Raw genomic sequence first — 551 nt, forward strand, 5'->3', positions numbered from 1 at the left:
AATCATTGTGCCCAGCTGAGACGGATGCTAATGCCTGATATAAATTTGTAAAAGAGATAATTGTTGCTTTTGGAAATGATTGATGAATTACCTCGTCTGGGGGGTAATTTGCTACCCGAGCAATATTTACTGGTTTTGGTGAGGTAAGCGGTCGCATTGAGTCGTGAAGGGTGGTTACCAGCGCCGGAAAGGTAATTATCAATGGTTTGGTTGCAGCAATGTCATTATTAAGAGGCGGCGAAGTAACTAAATGTGATAACACTATATCGACTCCACCTTCTTCCAGCGCGTCCATTGCTTTTTGATGATCTGCGTATTCCCGGGGTGTTAATTTGATATTTAACGCTCTTTTTAAAAGATTTAAATAATCAGCATTAATACCACGAACCTGTTGCTGCGAATCGGTATGCAACAAGGTAGCCGTTTGGGACTTGTGTACTGCAATCACAAGATTTTTTTTGCTCGCTAACCAACGTAATTCCTTGTTGCTCAGACGTACTGGATCAAGTGTGACACGGTTGTTACTACTGATGCCACGATATTCGATGTAA

At 41.6% G+C, this 551-nt stretch carries 1 protein-coding gene; it reads right to left on the minus strand.

The window, feature by feature from the left end:
• A partial coding sequence (locus K0040_RS22375) for a transporter substrate-binding domain-containing protein (RefSeq protein WP_228110423.1) occupies window positions 1–551 on the minus strand: 551 nt, incomplete at both ends.

It is taken from the genome of Terrisporobacter petrolearius, from assembly GCF_020748185.1.
In the GTDB taxonomy this organism is placed as follows: domain Bacteria; phylum Bacillota; class Clostridia; order Peptostreptococcales; family Peptostreptococcaceae; genus Terrisporobacter; species Terrisporobacter petrolearius.